At 66.6% G+C, this 21,888-nt stretch carries 18 protein-coding genes; 9 read left to right on the top strand and 9 right to left on the bottom strand.

Annotation, left to right across the window (positions count from 1 at the left end; all coding sequences use genetic code 11):
• Positions 1–11: 11 nt before the first annotated feature.
• Entirely contained in the window at positions 12–1,070 is a 1,059-nt protein-coding gene (locus tag QW868_RS25055) for a LysR family transcriptional regulator (protein WP_316231835.1), read from the bottom strand.
• 155 nt (positions 1,071–1,225) lie between these two features.
• On the opposite strand from QW868_RS25055, the gene QW868_RS25050 reads away from it, so the two are divergent.
• The 3 genes from QW868_RS25050 to QW868_RS25040 all read left to right on the top strand — a co-directional run bounded on the left by QW868_RS25050 (position 1,226) and on the right by QW868_RS25040 (position 5,224).
• Entirely contained in the window at positions 1,226–2,887 is a 1,662-nt protein-coding gene (locus QW868_RS25050; RefSeq protein ID WP_316231780.1) for an acetolactate synthase large subunit, read from the top strand.
• Between the two features lies 1 nt (position 2,888).
• Positions 2,889–4,490 carry an FAD-binding protein gene (locus QW868_RS25045; protein WP_316231779.1) on the top strand — a complete coding sequence of 534 codons (1,602 nt, stop codon included), beginning with the start codon at positions 2,889–2,891 and terminating at the stop codon, positions 4,488–4,490.
• Positions 4,491–4,600: 110 nt separating this feature from the next.
• Complete coding sequence (locus QW868_RS25040) at positions 4,601–5,224, top strand: glutathione S-transferase family protein (protein ID WP_316231778.1); 624 nt, start codon at positions 4,601–4,603, stop codon at positions 5,222–5,224.
• Positions 5,225–5,227: 3 nt separating this feature from the next.
• Here QW868_RS25040 and QW868_RS25035 read toward each other — a convergent pair whose 3' ends face one another.
• The 6 genes from QW868_RS25035 to QW868_RS25010 form a co-directional block, all read right to left on the bottom strand.
• Entirely contained in the window at positions 5,228–6,016 is a 789-nt protein-coding gene (locus tag QW868_RS25035) for an IclR family transcriptional regulator (protein ID WP_315812800.1), read from the bottom strand.
• A gap of 32 nt (positions 6,017–6,048) precedes the next feature.
• A complete protein-coding gene (locus QW868_RS25030) occupies positions 6,049–6,810 on the bottom strand; it encodes a glucose 1-dehydrogenase (protein ID WP_315812799.1) in 762 nt (253 codons plus the stop codon).
• Positions 6,807–8,540 (bottom strand): FAD-dependent oxidoreductase, encoded by a 1,734-nt coding sequence (locus tag QW868_RS25025; RefSeq protein ID WP_316231777.1) that lies wholly within the window; start codon positions 8,538–8,540, stop codon positions 6,807–6,809. Before QW868_RS25025 ends, QW868_RS25030 begins: the two co-directional genes overlap by 4 nt.
• A gap of 10 nt (positions 8,541–8,550) precedes the next feature.
• A complete protein-coding gene (locus QW868_RS25020) occupies positions 8,551–9,762 on the bottom strand; it encodes an ABC transporter substrate-binding protein (RefSeq protein ID WP_315740240.1) in 1,212 nt (403 codons plus the stop codon).
• A 254-nt stretch (positions 9,763–10,016) separates the two neighbouring features.
• Positions 10,017–10,472, bottom strand: a complete 456-nt coding sequence (locus tag QW868_RS33605) for a hypothetical protein (protein WP_410051321.1) — start codon at positions 10,470–10,472, stop codon at positions 10,017–10,019.
• A 612-nt stretch (positions 10,473–11,084) separates the two neighbouring features.
• On the bottom strand, positions 11,085–11,915 hold the full coding sequence (locus tag QW868_RS25010) for an alpha/beta hydrolase (RefSeq protein ID WP_316231776.1): 831 nt from the start codon (positions 11,913–11,915) through the stop codon (positions 11,085–11,087).
• Positions 11,916–12,313: 398 nt separating this feature from the next.
• On the opposite strand from QW868_RS25010, the gene parC reads away from it, so the two are divergent.
• From parC to QW868_RS24985, 5 genes are all read left to right on the top strand, one after another.
• The gene (parC, locus tag QW868_RS25005) at positions 12,314–14,566 is read left to right on the top strand and encodes a DNA topoisomerase IV subunit A (RefSeq protein WP_316231775.1); all 2,253 of its coding nucleotides are present in this window, start codon (positions 12,314–12,316) and stop codon (positions 14,564–14,566) included.
• 83 nt (positions 14,567–14,649) lie between these two features.
• Positions 14,650–15,612, top strand: a complete 963-nt coding sequence (locus QW868_RS25000) for a cation diffusion facilitator family transporter (protein WP_315740237.1) — start codon at positions 14,650–14,652, stop codon at positions 15,610–15,612.
• Between the two features lie 206 nt (positions 15,613–15,818).
• Positions 15,819–16,223 (top strand): arsenate reductase (glutaredoxin), encoded by a 405-nt coding sequence (arsC, locus tag QW868_RS24995; RefSeq protein ID WP_315775174.1) that lies wholly within the window; start codon positions 15,819–15,821, stop codon positions 16,221–16,223.
• Positions 16,224–16,260: 37 nt separating this feature from the next.
• Complete coding sequence (locus QW868_RS24990) at positions 16,261–17,535, top strand: adenylate/guanylate cyclase domain-containing protein (protein WP_316231774.1); 1,275 nt, start codon at positions 16,261–16,263, stop codon at positions 17,533–17,535.
• A gap of 62 nt (positions 17,536–17,597) precedes the next feature.
• Positions 17,598–18,032 carry a universal stress protein gene (locus tag QW868_RS24985; RefSeq protein ID WP_315740234.1) on the top strand — a complete coding sequence of 145 codons (435 nt, stop codon included), beginning with the start codon at positions 17,598–17,600 and terminating at the stop codon, positions 18,030–18,032.
• On the opposite strand, the gene QW868_RS24980 is transcribed toward QW868_RS24985, so the two are convergent.
• Both QW868_RS24980 and QW868_RS24975 read right to left on the bottom strand, forming a co-directional pair.
• The gene (locus tag QW868_RS24980; protein WP_316231773.1) at positions 18,029–19,255 is read right to left on the bottom strand and encodes an MFS transporter; all 1,227 of its coding nucleotides are present in this window, start codon (positions 19,253–19,255) and stop codon (positions 18,029–18,031) included. The two genes, QW868_RS24985 and QW868_RS24980, sit on opposite strands and share 4 nt — an antisense overlap.
• Before the next feature lie 102 nt (positions 19,256–19,357).
• Positions 19,358–20,146, bottom strand: a complete 789-nt coding sequence (locus QW868_RS24975) for a class I SAM-dependent methyltransferase (RefSeq protein ID WP_316231772.1) — start codon at positions 20,144–20,146, stop codon at positions 19,358–19,360.
• 203 nt (positions 20,147–20,349) lie between these two features.
• Here QW868_RS24975 and QW868_RS24970 point away from each other — a divergent pair, with 203 nt between their 5' ends.
• Complete coding sequence (locus QW868_RS24970) at positions 20,350–21,726, top strand: Nramp family divalent metal transporter (RefSeq protein WP_315773139.1); 1,377 nt, start codon at positions 20,350–20,352, stop codon at positions 21,724–21,726.
• Positions 21,727–21,888 lie beyond the last annotated feature (162 nt).

Below are 21,888 nucleotides of genomic sequence, written 5' to 3'. Positions count from 1 at the left end.
CGGCGACCGAGTCAGGCTTTGCCCCTGGTGGGATTATGCGATTGATTACGTCCGGTTGTGCTCGGCTTCTTGCGTGGGACGGGTCGAGACCGATGCATGTCACGTGCGACGCGGGGAGCTGGCGGCCGGCGTGGTCCGGTCAGCGTTCGCGCAGCTTGCGCGCGCACCAGGTCCATCAGCATCATCGCTGCGGGCGATAGGGTCCGTCCCTTCAGCCGCAGGATGCCGAACTGCGCCATCAGCAGGTCCGACGCGCGCGGCTCTTTCAGTTCGGCCACGTTCAGGCGGACCAACTGCCCGGAGGCCAGCTCATGGGTGAGCACGGCATCGCCGGCGACGAGCACGATGTCGGAGCGAATGGCCATTTGAATCAGCAGGCTCGCGTTCTCGGATTCGAGCGCGACGTCGAAGCCGCGGCCCTCCGGCGCAGCGATGAGCGCTTCCAGGCGCCTGCGGAATTCCGGTGGCAGCGCAACGGAGGCGAAGTGCTGGCCGGCGAGTTCGCGTGCCGAAAGCTCCCGTCGGCGCGCCAACGGATGAGTCGCCCGACAGTAAAAGTGTCCCGGAAGGCCGCCGAGCGGCTCGATGTCGAGGCTGTCGTCGGCGCGGATGTCGGTGATGTGCGCGAGGAAGAAATCGAGCTTTCCTTGCTGCAGCACCTCCATCAGGGCGCGCCAATTGTCCTGCACCACGATGATGCGCACGGACGGGTGCTCCGAATACAGCCGCGCCATGGCATCCGGCAGAAGCGTCAGCCCGGTGAACGCGCCGACGCCCACCGTCACCTCGCCGGCATCTCCCGAGCGCAGCAGGCGCATCTCGCGGCCAAGGTCGTCTGCGCTCGACAGGAGCGAGCGGGCCCGCGCCACCAGTCGCTCGCCGACCGGTGTGATCTCCACCGAGCGCGAGCTGCGGTCGAACAGCCGCATCCCGACGGCGTCCTCCAGGGTCTGCAAGCTGCGGCTCAGCGCCGACTGCGTGACGTGGGCGCGCTGGGCCGCCCGGGCGAAATGCCGCTCTTCCGCGAGGTAGACTAACTGCTGCAGCTGGCGCAGGGTGGGGGTGTACATCGATGCACCGAAATCATTGATCAAGCCATAACAATTCATTGGATTTCTGAGACCGTCAATTCCAAAATGGCGCAAATATAAACAGGGGAAATGCCATGGCGGGGCCGGCCAAGTCGCCCCGAGCTGCGGCAGTTTCCCCGCAACAGGCTTTTCTCATGCCCAACGGCGCACAAGCTCTGATACGGACCCTGGTCAATTCCGGCATCCGGGTCTGCTTCACCAATCCCGGCACCTCCGAGATGCATTTCGTCGCGGCGCTGGACTCCGCGCCGGAGATGCGCGCCGTGCTGTGCCTGTTCGAAGGGGTGGCCACCGGTGCTGCGGACGGCTACGCCCGGATGACCGGCACGCCCGCGGCAACGCTGCTGCATCTCGGTTGCGGCCTCGGCAACGGCCTCGCCAATCTGCACAATGCGCGCAAGGGCAAGGTGCCCGTCGTCAACATCGTCGGCGACCACGCCACCTATCATGTCCCTTATGACGCGCAGCTCCAGTCCGATATCGAGACCGTCGCGCGCAACGTCTCGCCGGAATTCGTCTGGACCTCACAGGTGACGTCGGAGCTGTGCCGCGACGCGGTGGCGGCCGTGAAGGCGGCGTGCTCCTGGCCCGGGCAGGTCGCGACGCTGATCCTGCCGGCCGACGTGTCCTGGGGGGAGGGCGGCGTCGCCGAGCCGGCGCCGGTGATCGAGCCGCCGGCGCCCGCTGACGATTCCGCCGTGCAGGCCGTCGCCGAGGCGATCAAGTCGGGCGGCCGCAGCGCGCTTCTGCTCGGTGGTACGGCGCTGCACGAGGAATCCCTGCTGGCGGCCGCGCGCATCGCCGCAGCCTGCGGTGTGAAGGTCTACGCCGAAACCTTTCCGACACGCATGCAGCGTGGAGCCGGCCTGCCGGCCGTCGAGCGGATCGCCTATCTCGCCGAGATGGCGCAGGTCCAGCTCAAGGAGATCGACACGCTGATCCTGGTCGACGCCAAGGCGCCGGTGTCGTTCTTCGCCTATCCCGGCAAGAAGAGCTATCTGCCGCATGACGGCTGCAAGGTGCTGACCTTGTCGACGCCGGCGCAGCACGCCGCGTGCAGCCTGACCAGGCTTGCCGCCGCCCTGGAGGCCGGGCGCGCCACGCCGGCGTTGTCACCGGCCTCGCGGCCCGGACGTCCGCGCGGCAAGAAGCTGACCGCGGAAAAGGTCTGCAAGGCCGTGGGTCATCTCCTGCCCGAGAACGCCATCATCGTCGACGAGGCGATCAGCTCCGGCCTGATGCTGTCGAAATTCACCGCGGGCGCGCCGCGCCACGATCTGATCACCTTGACCGGCGGCGCCATCGGGCAGGGGCTGCCGAATGCGATCGGGGCGGCGATCGCCTGTCCGGACCGGCCGGTGATCGCGCTGATCGGCGACGGCAGCTCGATGTATACGATCCAGTCGCTGTGGACGATCGCGCGCGAGCGGCTCAACGTCACCGCCGTGATCTTCAACAATGCATCCTACTCGGTGCTCAACGTCGAGCTGGAGCGGGTCGGCGCCGAGGAGATCGGACCGAAGGCGCGGGCGCAGCTCGACCTTCACGGACCGGTCCTCAAGCTCGCGCAGATCGCCGACGGCATGGGCGTACGCGCGACCCGCGTCAGCACGCCGGACGAATTCACCAGCGCGTTGCAGGGGGCGCTGGCGCGGCCGGGGCCGCATCTGATCGAGGCCATGGTGCCGCCGGCGCTGACCGGCCTCAAGCTGAAGCTTTTGCCGCACCTCTTGGGATCGCTCGACCGCGTCCCGCTGCCGGTGGCGCGGATGCTCAAGCGCAAGATCGCGCCGTGACATGAGCGCGACGCTGCAATCCGATGTCGTCATCGCCGGCGGCGGTCTCGCCGGCATCGTCACCGCGCTGGAGGCACTGCGCGCCGGCAAGTCGGTGACCATCGTGGACCGGGACACGCCCGAGCGGTTCGGCGGGCTGGCGTTGTGGGCGTTCGGGGGCATGGCGCTGGTCGGCACGCCGTTGCAGGCGCGCATGAAGATCCCGGATACGCCCGAGATCGCGTTGCGCGACTGGATCAGGTTTGGCGAGCTCGACGCCGCCGAGCACTGGCCGCTGCAATGGGCGCGCTACTACGTCGCGCATTCGCGCAGCGAGGTCTACGACTGGCTGCTGTCGCACGGCCTGACCTTCATGCCGGCGGTGAACTGGGTCGAGCGCGGCCGTCACGGCGACGGCAATGCGCTGCCGCGCTATCACATCGTCTGGGGCACCTCGCAGCGGCTCACGCGCGTGATGATCGAGGCGATGCGTGCGGCCGATAGCGGCGGCCGGCTGACGGTGCTGCACCGTCACTGCGTCGTCAGCCTCGATCGCGCTGCCGGCGCCGTATCGGGCGTTGTTGCCGTCAACGAGGAGACGGGCGCCGAAATCCGCATCGCCGCGCCGCTGACAGTGCTGGCGATGGGCGGCCTCAATGGCAGCCACGAGGAGGCCCGCGCCAATTGGGTGAAGAGCCGGCCGCTGCCGCAGGCGATGCTCAATGGCGCGCATCCGTTCTCCGACGGCAAGCTGCATCACCACGCGGCCGAGGCGCTCGGCGCCGAGATCACGCATGCCGGCGAGATGTGGAACTACGCCGCCGGCATCCCGCATCCGTTTCCGCATTTCGACGGCCATGGCCTGTCGCTGGTGCCGTGCAAATCGGCACTGTGGCTCAATCACAGGGGCGAGCGCATCGGGCCCGAGCCGCTGGTGACCGGCTTTGACACCCATGATCTGTGCCAGCGCGTCGCGGCGCAGGAGAAACCGTATACGTGGCATCTGTTGAACTGGCGCATCGCCGCCAAGGAGTTCGCCATCTCCGGCGCCGAGCACAATCCGCGCATCCGCGACCGGCAGATGCCGATGTTCCTCAAGGAGACCCTGTTCGGCAATCATCGCCTGGTCAGGCAGATGCAGCGCGAGAGCCGGCACTTCCTGGTCGACGAGACGCTGGCCGGTCTCGCCGCGAAGATGAATGCGCTGACCGGCACCGGCGACGTGAAGCCGGAGGTGCTGCAGGCCACCGCCGACGCCTTCGACGCGAACTTTGGGAATGGCGACAAGCTCCACAACGACGACCAGTTGCGCCGCATCCTGCACGCGCGGCAATGGGGGCCCGACAAGCTCCGCACCAGCAAGCCTGCGCCGCTGCAGGCGCCGGGCTCCGGGCCTTACATCGCCATTCACATGCAACTCATCACCCGCAAGAGCCTCGGCGGCCTCAAGACCGATCTGCAGAGCCGGGTGCTCGACACCACGGGTGCGCCGATCGGCGGGCTCTATGCGGTCGGCGAAGCCGCCGGCTTCGGCGGCGGCGGCGCGTCGGGCAAGCGTTCGCTGGAGGGTACGTTCCTGCCGGGTTGCATTCTCACCGCACGGGCGGCGGTGCGCGCGATGTGACGCTACGGGAACCGTACGAGTCGGCGGAACCGCCGCTGAATTTTTGCTCCGTCACTGTCGATCCGGTGCTGCTACGTTCGTCTTCAAGGCACAGGAGATGGAGACCCGTCATGAAGATCTACTGGATCAAGGCCCAGGCGCCGCGCCGCGTGCTGGCGCTGGTGAAGCATCTCGGCGTTCCCGCCGAGTTCATCGAGATCACCGGCCGGATGAAGACGCCGGAGTTCGCCGCGCTCAACCCCAACATGAAGGCGCCGGTGCTGGTCGATGGCGACACCGTGCTGTGGGAGTCGACCGCCATCATGGCGCATCTGTGCGTCCGTGAGAGCTGCGACATGTGGCCGGCGCGCGATCCGCAGGAGCAGATCGAGGTGCTGCGCTGGCTGGCGTGGAACGACTGCCATTGGGCGCCGGCGGTCGGACCGTTCTATTTCGAGCACATCGTCCGCAAGACGTTCGGCCTTGGTGCGCCCGACCGCGCCGCGCTGGCCGGCAAGGTCGCCAACCTGAAGACCTTCGCCGCCGTGCTCGATGCGCATCTGCGGGCGCGCAGCCACGTCGCCTGCGACAGGCTCACCATCGCCGATTTCGCGGCGGCCTCGATGGCGACCGACTGGCGCGAGGCCGAGATGCCGATGGAGTCGTTTCCGAACATCGTGCGCTGGCTCGATGGCCTGATGCGGCTGCCGGCGTGGGCCGAGCCGTGGCCGGAGAAGCGCTCCGTCGCGGCCTGAGGCTCACGGCTGCGCGATGCCGTGGCCGAGCTGCTTGGAGATCTCGGCCGCGCAGGCACGCAGCCGCATCGCCAGCGGTGACTGCCAGCCGGCATCGAAGGTGCCGGCCGGGCCCATCGCGGTGATGACCAGCGCGACGTGGCCGGCGTGATCGAACACCGGTGCGGCGAAGGCATTGACGCCGGGCAGCGGATCGCCGACGGCGCGCGCGAGGCCCTGCGCGCGCACTTCGGCCAGCATCTCCGCGACCTTCGGACTCCTGGGCGCGCGCTTCGGATTGTAGCCGACGCCGAGATGGTCGAGGCCGGCGTCCAGCGCCGCTTTCACGGTCTTGGGCGGCAGGAACGCCGCGAACGCGCGGCCCGTCGCCGTCTCCAGCAGCGCCATGATCGAGCCGACGCGCATCACGATGTGCACCGGATGGCTCGGCTCCTCCAGCCGCACCACGGTCGGGCCGTTGGTGCCCCACACGGCGAGCGACACCGCGTGATCGATGGCTCCGGCGAGCGCGGCGATCTTCGGCGTTGCGATCCGTACCGCCGACAGCCGCCGCAGGCTGATCAGGCCGAGCTCGAGCGCGAGCGGGCCGATCTCGTAGCGTCCGGTGGTTTCGTCCTGCTCGATCAAACCGATGCGCGAGAAGCTGACGAGATAGGGATGCGCCTTGGCAGGCGGCAGCCCGGCCTCGCGCGCGAGGTCGCGCAGCATCATCGGCTCGCCGCTGCGCGCCAGTGCCTGCAGCAACGTGCCGCCGACCTCGATCGACTGAATGCCGCGGCTTTCTCGTCCCATGTCTCGTTGTGCCCCCTGGTCCGGCGCCGTGCCTACACCGCCAGGAAGCCGCCGTCGACCGGCAAGGTCACGCCGTTGACGTAGGACGCCATGTCCGAGACCAGGAACGCCACGGGGCCCGCGAGCTCCTCGGGCTGGCCGACGCGGCCGAGCGGCGTGCGGCTCATGAAGCCGGCGAGCCGCTCGGGATCGTTGCGGGTCGACTCCGTCATCGCGGTGGCGATCACGCCGGGCGCGATCGCGTTGACGCGGATGCCGTCGGCGGCGAGCTCGCGCGCCAGCGCCTGGGTCAGCGACTTCACGCCGCCCTTGGAGGGCGAGTAGCCGAGCGTGTTGCTGATGCCGATGAACGAGGCGACGGAGGCGATGTTGACGATGGTGCCGCGCGTCGCGCGCAACGCGGCGAGAAACGCGTAGGTGACGTTGAACACGCCGTTGAGATTGACGTCGAGCACGCGCTGCCAGTTCTGTGGCGCGCGGGCTGAGTCGATGCCCTCGCGAATGATGATGCCGGCGTTGTTGACGAGGATGGAGATGGCGCCGACCTCGGTGCGCAACTGCGCCGCCAATGCGGTGCAGCCCGCGGCGTCGGTGACGTCGAGCCGATGTGCCCACGCCTTGCGGCCGTGATCGCGGATCTCGGCGGCGCAGCGCTCGGCGCCGTCCAAGTCGATATCGGTGATGACAACATCGGCGCCGCGGCCGGCGAGCCCCAGCGCGATCGCGCGGCCATTGCCGTGCGCCGCTCCCGTCACCAGCGCGAGCTTGCCGGCCAACATCTGACTGTCGCTCATGCGGCGCTCCTTTGCCTGGCGCGTTCGGCGAGATGCCGGCCGGCAATGTAGCCGAAGGTCAGCGCCGGGCCCAGCGTGATGCCGGCGCCGGGATAGTTGCCACCCATGATGCTCGCCATGTCGTTGCCGGCGGCATACAGCCCCTCGATCGGCTGTCCCCTGGCATCGAGCGCGCGGGCATGCTCGTCGGTGCGGATGCCGGCATAGGTGCCGAGATCGCCGATCACCATCTTGATCGCGTAGAACGGCCCGCCCTTGATCGGCGCCACGCACGGGTTCGGCCCGTGCAGCGCATCGCCCTGGTAGCGATTGTAGGCGCGCGAGCCCTTGCCGAAGGTCGGATCCTGGCCCAGCGCCGCATCGGCGTTGAAGGCGGCGACGGTTGCTTCCAGCGCCATGGCGTCGATGCCGGCCACGCGCGCGAGCTCGACGAGCGTCGCGCCGCGCTTGAGATAGCCGGTGCTCAGATGATGCCCGAGCGGCATCGGGAACGGCGGCACGCAGCCGAGGCCGTAGCGGCGCAACGAGCGGTGATCGGTGATCAGCCAGGCAGCGATCTCGCGGCCGGGCTTGGCCGCCTTGACCATCGCCTGCACGAAGTCGTGGTAGGAATTGCCTTCATTGGCGAAGCGCACGCCGTCCGCGGTCACTGCGATCACGCCGGGCTTGGCACGGTCGATGAAGTGCGGCATCACGCCCTTGCTGCCGTCCTTGCGCGTGGTGACGGAGACCGGCACCCAGGCCGCCGCATGCGGCAGGCCGTCCTCGACCCGGCCGCCGACCGCTTCCGCCAGCCGCAAGCCGTCGCCGGTGTTGCCGACCGGGCCGGGCGACACATGCTCCTGGCCGGTCGGCGCATGCGGAAACATCGCCTTGCGCCTCTCGACATCATGCGGGAAACCGCCGCAGGCAAGCACCACGCCGAGCCGCGCATTCACTCGGATGCGCCGGCCCTGCCGCGTCACCACGGCGCCGCGCACGGCATCGCCGTCGCGGATCAGCTCCGCCACAGGCGACGACAGCCACAGGGGAATGCCGAGATCGAACGCGGATTTCGCCAGCCGCCCCGCCAGCGCATTCCCGTTGGTGAGCGTCATGCCGCGGCCATGGCGCAGCACGTCCAGCGCATGTTTCGACAGCCGCTTGGCGACATAGAACGCGGACGCCAGCGACTTGGTCGCGCGCATGAAATGGATGATCTCCTTGCCGGAGCCGAGCATCATGCCGAACACGGTGAGCTCGGGCAGCGGCTGGCCGAGATCCTCGATGTGACGCCCAAGCTCGCGGCCGTCGAACGGCCGCGTCACCATCGAGCGGCCGCCCTGCGTGCCGCCCGGCGCCTCCGCGTGATAGTCAGGGAAGGTCAGCGGCATGTCGAACTTGAGTGCCGTCTTGCCGATGAAGAAGTCGACCGCCTCCGGGCCCTTGCTCAGGAACGCATCGACCCGCGCCGCATCGAAACTGTTGCCGGCTTCATGACGCAGATAGCTGCGCGCCAGCTCGGGCGGCTCGTCGATGCCCCACGCCTTCGCCAGCGAGGTCCCGGGGATCCACAGCCAGCCGCCGGAGCGCGCGGTGGTGCCGCCGAACCGCGGCTCCTTTTCGGTGACGAGGACCTTCAGCCCGGCATGGGCGGCGGTAACCGCCGCCGACAGCCCGGCGCAGCCGGAGCCGACCACCAGCACGTCGCAGTCGTAGACGTCGCCATTCTTGTCGTCGGCACCGGTCATGGCAGCGCTCCTACTTCTTCAGCAGCGGGCACTTGGACTCGGAGACCGGCCGGAACGCGTCCTCACCCTTCACGGTCTTGACGATCTCCAGATAGTCCCACGGCTCCTTGGACTCCGACGGCTTCTTGACGCGGGCAAGATACATGTCGCGGATGACCCGGCCATCCTCGCGCAGCTTGCCGCCGTGAACGAAGGTATCCTCGATCGGCAGCTCGCGCATCTTCGCCATGACAGCCTTGGGATCATCGGTGCCGGCCGCCTTGATGGCCTTGAGATAGTGCAGCACCGAGCCGTAGACGCCGGTCTGGATCATCGTCGGCATCACCTTGGCGCGGGCGTAGAACTTCTTCGACCAGGCGCGGGTGGCCTCGTCCATCGCCCAATAGGACGCCGTGGTCATGTAGGTGCCCTGCGCGGCCTCGAGCCCGATCGCATGCACGTCGGTGTCGAACATCAGGAGGCCCACCAGCTTCTGGCCGCCCTTGACCAGGCCAAACTCGCCGGACTGCTTGATCGCGTTGTCGGTGTCCTGGCCGGCATTGGCGAAGGCGACGACGTCGGCCTTGGAGCTCTGCGCCTGCAAGGCGAAGGAGGAGAAGTCGGCGGTGTTGGTCGGATGCTTGACGCCGCCGAGGATGGTGCCGCCGAGCTCCTTGATGAAGCGTGTGGCGTCCTTCTCCAACTGCTGGCCGAAGGCATAGTCCGCGGTGATGAAGTACCAGGATTTGCCGCCCTGGCCGATCACGGCCGAGGTCGTCACCTTGGACAGCGCATACGTATCATAGGTGAAATGCACGGTGTTCGGGCTGCACAGCTCGTCGGTCAGCGAGCTCGCGCCGGGACCGGACAGCAGCGCGATCTTGTTGCGCTCGCGCACCATGTTGTGCACGGCAATCGCGATGCCGGAGTTGGGGATGTCGACGACGGCGTCGACCTTGCCGTTGTCGAACCAGTCGCGCACGACCGTCGTTCCGACGTCGGTCTTCATCTGGTGATCGGCGCTGATGATCTCGATCGGCTTGCCGAGCACATTGGGGCCGAACTCCTCGACCGCCATCTTGGCCGCCTCGACCGAGCCCGGCCCGCTGTTGTCGCGTCCCCAGCTCGAGAGATCGGTGAGTACGCCGATCCGCACCACGTCGTCAGAAACCTGGGCTGAAGCGCCTGTCGCGATGAATGATGTCGTTGCCAGGAACGCGCAGGCGAGCAGCTGCCGTCGCATGAAGATCCTCCCCGTTTTGCTCCGCTCTGTCGGCGGTGATGTGAATTAGACATTGACGAATAGATTTGTCAATTGCGAACGAGTGGGACGTGGCGCAGCGGCCGGGGGATAGAAGATGGAGGCCGGCGGCGCGTCAGGCGCGATCCGACGTCCTCATGGTGAGGAGCGCCGCGTGCGGCGCATCTCGAACCAAGAGGTCCCGAAGTGAGCGCGTTGGGGATGCTTTACGACTGTAGGAAAGCCTGTGATCCGCTCTACATGCGCGGCATGATCTGCAGTTCGAGCAGCGCGAGCCGCTGCATCGCGGTGACGTCGCGCTCGCCGGCCTTGGCGGCACGCAGCACGGCTTCCGCAAGCAGGTTCACGTTCGTCGAACTCACCGGCTCAGGCAGCGCGGCGACCGACGCGTTGAGGGCTTCGGTCATCAGCGCGATGACATCAGGCGAAAAGGACGCATCGGAAAAATTCTTCATGCAAAGATGCCCGCCAGCAGGTCGTGCTTCGGTTGATATCGCATACGCATTACGTTGATGCGGAGAGAACGCGCTTTGGGCGCTATCGGTTCCCGCGGTCGCGCTGAGCTGCGTGCGGTCCCGTTTCTGATATGCAGAATTGCGCGATCTCCCATGCGCCAATTGCCCGTCGAGCCAATCTGCCGCAGTCCGCACGGCTTGTGTCGTCGGGCAAATCAGGACGATGTTTCCCGGCATCCCGCCTCCACATGAGGGGCGCATCGCGATCGTCACGAGACGTAGGAAGCGGGGAGCGGTGGCCTGTCGGATCGCAGCGTGCATGTGCGCGCGGACGAACGTGTCCGGCAGGACGAGGAAATCGCAGCGTCCTGGCGCCCCGATGCTGGCGCCAAGTCCGTGGGTGATGATCCCAGGGGCGACGGTGGCTCACAAGCCGGACACCGGGGAGACTGCGTATAACTCGTAAGCCCATCGCACAGGGAGGGCCGGGTCGTCCGGCTGAACCTGTGGTACCTGCCGCCTGCATTTTTTGAGCAGGCGGGCCACGGGCCTCAGTCGAGGTCCGGCCTTCCCTGTGCCCTCTGTCCGAAGAGGGTAATCGATCTTGATAGCTCGGGCGCGGAGCGCGTCGCGGGAAGGCAGGACGACGTTTCCAACGCGGAAATTGAGATAGTGGATCAATGGTCGCCCCGAACTCGTCGTGCCCGGGCTTGTCCCGGGCATCCACGTCGTTCGGCGTGTGCAGTGCTGCGTGGATGGCCGGGACAAGCCCGGCCATGACGAGCAAGATTTGAGATCTATCGCTTCATCGGCATCGGAATGCGCATTCGGCGAAGTGCAATGATCGAGCTACCCCTTGATGAAGGCCAGCAGGTCGGCATTGATCACGTCGGCATGCGTGGTCGCCATACCGTGCGGAAAGCCCGGATAGGTCTTCAAGGTCCCATGCTTCAACAGCTTGATGCCGATGCGCGCGGAATCGTCGATCGGGACGATCTGGTCGTCCTCGCCGTGCATCAGCAGCACCGGCACGTCGATCGCCTTCAGGTCCTCGGTGAAGTCGGTCTCCGAGAAGGCCTTGATGCAATCGTAGTGGGCCTTGGTGCCGCCCATCATGCCCTGGCGCCACCAGTTGCGGATCACGCCTTCGGAGACCTTGGCACCGTCGCGGTTGAAGCCGTAGAAAGGGCCGGTCGGAATATCGAGGAAGAATTGCGCGCGGTTGGCGGCGAGCGCCGTGCGGAAGCCGTCGAACACCTCGATCGGCAGTCCGCCGGGATTGCTCGTCGTCTTCAGCATGATCGGTGGTACCGCTCCGAGCAACGCGGCCTTGGCGACGCGGCCCTTGCCGTGCTTGGCGACGTAGCGCGCGACCTCGCCGCCGCCGGTGGAGTGGCCGACATGGATCGCGTCTCGCAGGTCGAGCTTCGCGGCAAGCGCAGCGACATCGGCGGCGTAGGTGTCCATTTCATTGCCGGTCTCCGTCTGGCTGGAGCGGCCGTGACCGCGCCGGTCGTGCGCGATGACGCGAAAACCCTTGTCGAGGAAGAACAGCATCTGCGCGTCCCAATCGTCGGACGACAGCGGCCAGCCGTGGTGGAAGACGATGGGCTGGCCCGATCCCCAGTCCTTGTAGAAGATCTGCGTGCCGTCCGATGTCGTCACGAATCCTGAGCTCATGGAGCATCTGCCTTTCTCACTGGATGGGATCTGCCGCGTTCAAGGCGCGGCGCGATGGCTCTCCTCGCAGGGCCGTTGCGTCGGCGAGGATGAGCGCCGTCACCTTAGCGACGGCGGGTGACGATCTCAGCTACACAGACTCGTGTGCGACATCGTTGCACCTCAACGGGACGCGGGTCGGCTGCTCAATCCGTGAGCGTTGCGACATGCGTCGGCGTCACGTGAACTGCATGATTTTCGGGCCGGGTTGCGGTTCCACGGCCGAAGTCCCGGCTTTTTTCCTCGGGGAACCGGGCAGGGCCGTCATTGCGCCCCAGCGCATCATCGCATAAAGCCTGTTCCCAAATCGTTCACGCTAGCTCAGGCTCAAGGGCTAACCCACTGAAAGCTCAACGCGAATGGGAAAATCACTGATTCCGCCGGAACCAGCCGAGATTCACGAGGTGACGCTCCGGGATGCGCTGGAAGAGCGCTATCTCGCCTACGCGCTCTCGACCATCATGCACCGCGCACTGCCGGACGCGCGCGACGGCCTCAAGCCCGTGCACCGGCGCATCCTCTACGGCATGCGGCTGCTGCGGCTCGACCCGGGCACGGCGTTCAAGAAATCCGCCAAGATCGTCGGCGACGTGATGGGCTCGTTCCATCCGCATGGCGACCAGGCGATCTACGACGCGATGGTGCGCCTCGCGCAGGATTTTTCCTCGCGCTATCCGCTGGTCGACGGCCAGGGCAATTTCGGCAACATCGACGGCGATAATCCGGCGGCCTACCGCTACACCGAAGCGCGCATGACCGATGTCGCGCGGCTGCTGCTGGAAGGCATCGACGAGGACGGCGTCGAGTTCCGGCCGAACTATGACGGCCAGTCGAAGGAGCCGGTCGTACTGCCCGGCGGCTTCCCGAACCTGCTGGCCAACGGCGCCCAGGGCATCGCGGTGGGCATGGCGACCTCGATTCCGCCGCACAATGCCGCGGAGCTCTGCGACGCCGCGCTGCATCTGATCGAGAAGCCTGACGCCAAGTCGCGCGCGCTGCTGCGCTGGGTGAAGGGGCCGGACTTCCCGACCGGCGGCACCGTGATCGATTCCAAGGAGTCGATCATCGAGGCCTACACCACCGGCCGCGGCTCGTTCCGTGTCCGCGCCAAGTGGAAGCAGGAGGAGGGCAACCGCGGCACCTGGATCGTCGTCATCACCGAGATTCCCTATCTCGTGCAGAAGTCGCGGCTGGTCGAGAAGATCGCAGAGCTGCTCAACGAGAAGAAGCTGCCGCTGGTCGGCGACGTCCGTGACGAGTCGGCCGAGGACGTGCGGCTCGTGATCGAGCCGAAGTCGAAGAACGTCGATCCGGCGCTGATGATGGAATCGCTGTTCCGGCTCACCGATCTCGAGAGCAAGATTCCGCTGAACCTCAACGTGCTGATCAAGGGCCGCATCCCCAAGGTGGTGGGCCTGGCCGAGTGCCTGCGCGAATGGCTCGACCATCTGCGCGACGTGCTGCTGCGGCGCTCGAACTACCGCAAGAAGCAGATCGAGAACCGGCTGGAGATTCTCGGCGGCTATTTGATCGCCTACCTCAACATCGACGAGGTGATCAGGATCATCCGCACCGAGGACGAGCCCAAGCCGGTGCTGATGAAGACGTTCAAGCTCACCGAGGTGCAGGCCGAGGCCATCCTCAACATGCGCCTGCGTAGCTTGCGCAAGCTCGAGGAAATGGAGATCCGCACCGAGGACAAGAATCTGCGCGGCGAGCTGAAGGGCATCAATGCGCTGCTCGGATCCGAGGAGCTGCAATGGGCCAAGGTCGGCGAGCAGGTCAAGACGGTCCGCGACATGTTCGGGCCGAAGACGCCGCTCGGCAAGCGCCGCACCAATTTCGCCGACGCGCCGGAGCACGATCTCGCCGCTATTGAAGAAGCCTTCATCGAGCGCGAGCCGGTCACCGTCGTCGTCTCCGACAAGGGCTGGGTGCGCACCTTGAAGGGCCACGTCGCCGACCTGTCGAACCTGCAGTTCAAGACCGACGACCAGCTCGGCCAGGCGTTCTTCGCCGAGAACACCTCCAAGGTGCTGCTGTTCGCCAGCAACGGCAAGTTCTACTCGCTGGACGTCGGCAAGCTGCCCGGCGGCCGCGGCCACGGCGAGCCGATCCGCATGTTCATCGACCTCGACCAGGACGCCTCGATCGTGTCGATGTTCGTCAACAAGGGGGAGCGCAAGTTCCTCATTGCCGCCTCGGACGGTCAGGGCTTCGTGGTCAAGGAGGAGGATTGCGTCAGCAACACCCGCAAGGGCAAGCAGGTGCTGAACGTGACGGCGCCGGCGGAAGCGCGCGCCATCACGACCGTCCAGGGTGATCAGGTCGCCGTGATCGGCACCAATCACAAGATGGTGGTGTTCGGGCTCGACCAGGTGCCGGAGATGGCGCGCGGCCGCGGCGTCCGGCTCCAGAAATACACCAGCGCGCAGCTCTCCGACGTCACCACCTTCGAGCAGAAGCAGGGACTGGCCTGGAAGGATTCCGCCGGCCGCGACCAGGGGCTGAGCTGGAAGGAGCTCGCCGACTACCGCGGCAACCGCGCCGATGCCGGACGCATCGCGCAGGGGCTGCCCAAGTCGAACAAGTTCAACCGGCCGATCGAGTAGCGACGTAATAGTATCCGTCCAGCGGCCGTCTATATCAGGCAGCGGGCGATCGCGAGGTGCGCGATCGCCCGGGGGCACGTTGAATGGCGCACTCGCATTCTCATCATCACGGCCATGACCATTCCCATGATCATGGCCCCTCACATGCCCACGGCCATGCCGGCCACAGCCATGCGCCGGTGAGCTTTGGTGCGGCCTTTGCGATCGGCGTGTCGCTCAACACGGCCTTCGTCATCGCCGAGCTTGTGTTCGGCTATGCCGCGCATTCACTGGCACTGATCTCGGACGCCGTCCACAATCTGTCCGACGTGATGTCGTTGCTCCTGGCCTGGGGCGCCCTATGGCTGGCGGGCCGGCGGCCGACCGACCGCCATACCTACGGCTATCGCCGCGCCTCGATCCTGGCGGCGCTGATCAATGCGGGGCTGCTGCTGGTGGTGGTCGGCGGCATCGCCGTCGAGGCGTTCGATCGCCTGCGCAATCCGGGCGAGGTGGCCGGCACCACCGTGCTGTGGGTCGCCGCGCTCGGCATCGCCATCAACGGCGCCACCGCGATGATGTTCATGCGCGGCCGCGACACCGACCTCAACATTCGCGGCGCCTACCTGCACATGGCCGCCGATGCCGCCGTGTCGTTCGGCGTGGTCGTCGCGGCGCTGGTCACGATCTGGACGGGGTGGCTGTGGATCGATCCGGTGGTCAGCCTGGTCATCGCGCTCGTCGTGCTCCTGAGCGGCTGGGATCTCGCCCGCGACAGCGTCAATCTGGCGCTCGACGCCGTGCCGCGCGACATCGCGCTTCCGGAGGTGCGCGAATATCTCGCCTCCCTCGACGGCGTCAGCGAGGTGCACGACCTCCACATCTGGGCGATGAGCACCAACGAGACCGCGCTGACGGCGCATCTGGTACGGGCAGGCGGAACGGATGATGCATTCCTGCATCGCGTCTGCGCGGAGCTGTCACATCGCTTCAACATCCAGCATCCGACCCTGCAGATCGAGGCCGATGGCTGCGCCTGCAAGCTCGCTCCTGCCGACGTGGTGTGAGCCGCGATGGGTCAGCTCCCGCCAGCCAGTCTGCACAGCGCGCCGGCGATTTCTCTCGACCGGCGGAGTTCCCATTCCGGCCGGCGGCGGCGCCGTGGTAACAGTGACCATTTCCCGCATCGCGGCCGCACCATCAGGGACACGATGCGTGGGGTGAGACGCATGGCACGGGAATGTGCCTTTGGAACGCAACGACTGGACAGCCCATGCCCGTGACGATCTTTCACAATCCGGCCTGCGGCACGTCGCGCAACACGCTCGCGATGATCCGCGCCTCGGGTGAGGAGCCTGAGGTGATCGAATATCTGAAAAGCCCGCCGAGCCGCGAGCAGCTGATTGCGCTGATCAACGCGATGGGCGTCAAGGTGCGCGACGTGCTGCGCGAAAAGGGCACGCCCTATGCCGAGCTTGGGCTGGGCGATTCCAAATGGACCGACGACCAGCTGATCGAGGCGATGCTCGCGCATCCGATCCTGATCAACCGGCCGATCGTGGTGACCAGCAAGGGCGCGCGGCTCTGCCGCCCGTCCGAACTTGTGCTCGACCTGCTCGATCATCCCGTCTCCTCCTTCACCAAGGAGGACGGCGAGGTGGTGAGCCGGCCGGCCTGAAGCTTTCCGGATCGTGACGCGTTGATGAGCTGAAACCATGGACACGGCGACCCGTCTCGAAGTGGCGAACTGGCTCGTGGCTCAGAGCCTGACCGGCATGCCCGAAAATGAGATCCTGCGCGGCTTCTGCGAGCGCTGCCGCGTGGCCGGGCTTGAATTGTCGCGCAGCCTTGCGATCATCGATACGCTGCATCCGATTTTCGAGGGGCGTGGCTTCCGCTGGAACGATTTCGACACGAACGAAGCGGACAGCTTTGAATATGGCTCCAGCAATGAGGGAGAGGCGGCACAGAATTGGCGGCGCTCGGTCTTCCACCACATGCTGGAGAACGGCCATGACGAGTTCAGCATCGACTTCACGAATTGTGCGCATCTCGATTTTCCGGTCATCGAGGAGCTTTCCGCACAGGGGCATCGGCACTATCTCGCCTTCGTGCACCGGTTCGGGGAAGCCGGCACGCTCGGCCAGATGGACTGCTTCTATTCCAACTGGCTGACGCGACGTGACGGCGGCTTCACCGACACGCAGATCGGCGCATTGCGCGACCTGGTCCCGCTGCTCGCGCTGACGATCAAATCCGCGCAGCAGGTCGATATCGTGCGGACCCTTGGCCGCGTCTATCTCGGCCGCGATGCGTCGGAGCAGGTGCTGCGCGGCCGTATCTCCCGCGGTGTCACCGAGCGCATCAATGCGGTGCTGTGGTTCTCCGACCTGCGCAGTTCGACCGCGATCAGCGAGAGCATCTCGCCGGACGAGATCATCCCGCTGCTCAACGACTATGCAGAGGCATCGATCGACGCGATCTACGAGGCGGGCGGCGACGTGCTGAAGCTGATCGGCGACGGCGTGCTGGCGATCTTCACCGGCGGCGACATGGCCTCGGCCCGTCACGCTGCGCTGCGCGCCGAGCATCGCTTTCGGCTGAACATCATGAAGCTGAACGCGCGGCGCGCCGGCGAGGGACGGCCCGTCACCTCGGCCTATGTCGGCCTGCATGTCGGCGAGGTGTTCTACGGCAATATCGGCAGCGAGGACCGGCTCGACTTCACCGTCGTGGGACCGGCCGTCAACGAGGTCAGCCGCATCGCCTCGATGTGCCGCTCGGTCGATCGCGAACTGTTGGCATCCTCCGAGTTCTGCGAGGGGCTCGACGACGAAGGTCGCCGCTATCTGGTGTCGACCGGACGCTACGCGCTGCGCGGCATCGGCCGCGCGCAGGATCTCTTCACGCTCGATCCGGAACTTGCCGGCAGCGCATCGGCCACGCGGGCCTACGAGAACTACCTGGCGGACGAGATGTCGCACCCTTGACCCACGTCAATGCCCCGCAGAAGCGAGTCTGCCCAGCATCCTCTGCCGGGAGGTGAAAGCTCATGTACAAACATATTCTGCTGCCGACCGATGGGTCCGACCTTTCCAAGGCCGCAATCAAGCACGGTATCGCGCTCGCCAAGGCGACCGGAGCCAGGGTCACGGCGTTGGTGGTGTCGACGCCGCTGCATTCGCTGGTCGTCGATCCCCACGCTGCGACCAAGGCGCTTGCGCAATACAAGTCGCTGGTGGCCGATCAGACCGCGAAATACCTCGATCATGTGAAGGACGACGCGGAGCAGGCCGGCGTCGCCTGCGCCACGCTCTGCGTCGAGCACGACAAGCCCTATGAGGCGATCGTCGAGACCGCCCGCAAGCAGCATTGCGATCTGGTGCTGATGGCCTCGCATGGGCTGCGCGGCGTCTCGGCGATCCTGGGCAGCGAGACCTTGAAGGTGCTGACGCATTCGACCGTGCCGATCCTGGTCTATCGCTAGGCGGGCTGCGGCTCCGGCTGGCGCGCGATCGCGACGACCGGCGAGGCGAGGATGACGAGCGCCTGCAGGCCGAAGATGGTGGCGACGAGGTAGAGACACATGTCGGCGCCGTAACGGCCGCCGACGACCGCGCCGAGCAGCGAGCCCAGCGGACGGGCGCCGTAGCTCAGGATGTTGATGGCCGACACCCGCCCGAGCAGGCCCGCCGGCGTCACCGACTGCCGCAGCGTCGTGGTCGAGATCACCCAGAGGATCGGCCCAGCGCCGAGCAGGAAGAAGCTGAGGGCGGCAAGGTAGGGCGAGGGGACGAACGTGGTCAGTGCCATGATGAGCGCCGCGGCGAAGCCGGTGACGGGGCCGAGTCCGATGACGGTGCCGAACGGCAGCCGCCGCATGATGCGCGTCGCCAGCAGCGCGCCGCACACCATGCCGACGCCGAACATCGACAGCACTGTGCCGACGCCTCCCGCCGACAGGCCGAGCCGATGCACCGCATAGGGCACGAACACCGCGAGCAGCAGGAAATGCGCGGTGTTGAAGATGAACTGGGTGACGAACACCGGCCGCAGCAGCGGATGATGCAGCACGAAGGCGGCGCCTTCGCGGATGTCGGCGAGCGGATGGCGGCGCGGCACCGGCGCACGGGCGGGCTCGGCGATGCCGGCCAGGCACATGGCTGCGATCAGCGAGAGCGCCGCGGCGCAGCCGAAGGCCGGAGCGCCGCCGATCCAGCCGACCAGCATGCCGCCCAGCGCGGGCCCGGTGGCAAAGGCGATGGTGCGGGCAAGCTCGATGCGCGCATTCGCAGGGGCCAACTGGGCCGGGGCGACGAGGCTCGGCACCAGGGCAGGCGCTGCGACGCTGAACACGACCGTGCCGCACACCGCCGCGAATCCGAGCGCCGCCAGCAGCGGCAGCGTGAGCGCGCCGGACGCGAAGGCGATGAGGATCGCGAGCAGCGCGAGCGCGCGAAGCGTCTCTGCCAGGGCCATCAGCAGCCGTCGCGACATCCGGTCGGCGAGCAGCCCCGCAGGGATCGCGAACAGCACGAAGGGCGCGGTCAGTGCCGTCTGCAGCAGGCCGGTCGCGCCCTCGCCAACGCCGAGTGCGAGCACCGCGACGATCGGTGCTGCGGCGAGCGCGATCTGCTCGGCCGATTGCGCGGTGAGGTTCGACCAGGCGAGGCGGTGGAAGCCGGCGGGCAGGACGGGAGAAGGAGGCATGAAGAGGAACCTGATGTGATGATGTGGCCATCATCGCCGCTCCGTCTCCCTGCGCCCACCCGCTTCCTGATCTCCGGCATCGGCCGTCGTGCTGCGGACGGCCTATGCCGCGGTCGGTGCCTCGGCCAATCCCCATTCCGGGGGCAGCGTGCGGAACGCCAGATGGGTGCCGGCATTCAGCGGCGCCGTCTTGAAGCCGAACCGGTGCCAGGCCAGCGCCAGCGCATGCTGGGTGTAGATCGAGATGTGGCCGTTGCGCGGCGCAATGTACCACCAGGACATGCCCTGGCTGTCGAAGTCGTCCGGCTGAGTCAACGTCGAGTAGAACACCGCGCCCGGTTCGGCCACGCAGGCCGCCATGGCTCCGATCGTCGCCAGCGGATCGGGCACGTGCTCGAGCGTCTCGAAGCAGGTGACGAGATCGAACTTGCGATCGGGGCGGGTGGCGTGCTCGGCCACCATCGGATCATAGGTGACCGCTTCCGCAAAGCCTTGAGCACGCAGGCCGGTGCAGAACACGTCGTTGCCGCCGCCGAAGTCGAGCACCCGCATGCCGGCCTTGTGTGGCGCCCAGAAGCGGGCGACGGCCGCCGCATTGTCGGTCGGGCGCTTGACCCGATAGTCGGGATCCACGGCTTCGTAGCCGTCGCTGTAAATGTGCGTCTTGAACTGCTCGATGCTCCAGTCGTCGAAGGCGTCGGTGAACAGAAAGCCGCAGTCCGCGCAGCGCCGGTAATAGATGGGCACACCCGAGAGCGGCGCGCGATACGCATGCGCCGTCTGGCATGGGCGGTTCATGTCGACGACGCCGTAGAGGTCGGCAGGACCGTCGCAGATCTTGCAAGGAACAGGCGCGTTGGAGATCGGTCGGAGGCCAAGGTGGGCAGACATGTTGGATCCGGTCAGTGGGGAGACGGGGACCCGGCCGCGCCGATTCGTGTGTGCTTCAGGCGCTCTCGCGAATCGGCAAGGGCGAGCAGCTGCCATGATGGAATGGTATTGGATTAATACCAACGCTCGCGGGTACCAGCCCGCAGCGCTCCTCTACTTGCAAATCAGTTGCATTAAAGGTCGGTTTCGTTCAGGATAGCGGAATGGACGCAAAACCGTCAGATCTTTCGCAACTGCAAGCCTTGGTTCAGCCCAGCGACAGCCGCTCCGGCTGGCGCGGTGAGCGCGGTGAGCCCTCTCTCGGCGACATGTTCGCGACGGTGCGAACCGCAACCAAGGGGTCGCTCTGGCGAAAGCTGCTCGCCTTTCTCGGACCCGGCTATCTGGTCGCGGTCGGCTACATGGACCCCGGCAATTGGGCGACCTCGCTCGCCGGCGGTGCCAAGTTCGGCTACGTGCTATTGTCGGTCGCGCTGCTGTCCAACCTGATGGCGATCGTGCTGCAGTCGCTGTGCACCCGGCTCGGCGTCGCCACCGGCCGCGACCTGGCCCAGGCGTGCCGCGATTCGACGCCGCGCTGGGTTTCGTTGCCGCTGTGGCTGTCGGCGGAGATCGCGATCACGGCCACCGACCTCGCCGAGGTGATCGGTACTGCGATCGGTCTCAGCCTGCTGTTCGGGCTGCCGCTGTCGATCGGCGTCTGCGTCACCGCGCTCGATGTCTTTCTGATCCTGGCGCTGCAGGCCTTCGGCTTCCGTTGGATCGAGGCGTTCGTGGTCGCGCTGCTCGGCATCATCGCGCTGTGCTTCGCGATCCAGATCGCGATGGCGCAGCCGGACTGGGCCGAGGTGGTGAAAGGCTTCGTCCCCAGCGGACAGCTGATCGCCAACCCGGAGATGCTCTATCTGGCGCTCGGCATTCTCGGCGCTACCGTGATGCCGCACAATTTGTATCTCCACTCGGGTCTGGTCCAGACCCGCGGCTACGGCGACAGCCCAGAGGACAAGCGCGAGGCGATCACGCTCTCCACGATCGATTCGACCATCGCGCTGTGCCTTGCGCTGACCATCAACGCCTCGATCCTGATCCTGGCGGCGGCGACGTTCCACCGGACCGGACAACGCGACGTCGCCGAGCTTGATCAGGCGCATTCCTTCCTGGCGCCGCTGCTCGGGTCGACGCTGGCACCGACGCTGTTTGCGATCGCGCTTTTGTGCTGCGGCCTGAATTCGACGATCACCGCGACCCTGTCCGGTCAGATCGTGATGGAAGGCTTTCTTCACTGGCGGATCGCGCCCTGGCTGCGCCGGCTGATCACCCGCATGATCGCAATCGTGCCGGCCGTGGTGGTGACGATCTGGGCCGGCGAGAAGGCGACCGGGCAGCTCCTGATCCTCAGTCAGGTCGTGCTCAGCCTGCAACTGCCGTTCGCGATCGTGCCGCTGGTGCTGCTCACCGCGAGCCGGGCCAAGATGGGGCAGTTCGTGGCGCCGCGCTGGCTGACGGCGCTCGCGACCTTGATCGCGGTGGTGATCATCGCGCTCAATACCAAGCTGGTGTGGGATCTGGCCACGGGATGATGAGGAGAGGCGAATAGCGAAGGGGAAAAGCGAATAGGGACGTTCGAAGCGCTCTATTCGCTACTCCCCATTCGCTATTCGCCTCCTCTAGAGCGTGATGTTTTTTGCCGGAATCAGGATTCCCGAGTCGGTGAACTTCTGATTCAGATTCCATGCTGGAGC

The organism is Bradyrhizobium sp. SZCCHNR1051, from assembly GCF_032489615.1.
Classification (GTDB): domain Bacteria; phylum Pseudomonadota; class Alphaproteobacteria; order Rhizobiales; family Xanthobacteraceae; genus Bradyrhizobium.
Note: the sequence above shows the minus strand (reverse complement) of the source record. Positions and strands in the feature narration are given on the sequence as shown.